At 32.4% G+C, this 250-nt stretch carries 1 pseudogene; it reads left to right on the top strand.

The features are described from left to right. Positions 1-32: 32 nt before the first annotated feature. Positions 33-250 (top strand): annotated as a pseudogene (locus AC6UDG_RS07740) (hypothetical protein); the annotation flags it as partial.

The following is a 250-nucleotide window of genomic DNA, read 5'->3' as shown; positions in this document are numbered from 1 at the left end:
ATTTTGTTCCATGTTAGTAGAGTTCTGTTAAGATGTTGAATAAAGTTTCACAAAGAGTTATACTAGTAAGTATGCAAGGTAAACCGAGAAACTTAATAGGACAAAAATTTGGGAAATTATTAGCGATTAGTAGCGTCAAAGACAATCATCGTGGTAAGAGTCGCATCAGATATCTGTGTAGATGTGAATGTTCGCAAGAGTTTTTAGTTTTACCTTATAACCTTTTAAACAATCTACACAAATGTAAGTG

This window comes from Fructilactobacillus sp. X2R1C1, assembly GCF_059901435.1.
The sequence above is the reverse complement of the archived record's forward strand: the minus strand, read 5'-3'. Positions and strand labels throughout refer to the sequence as shown.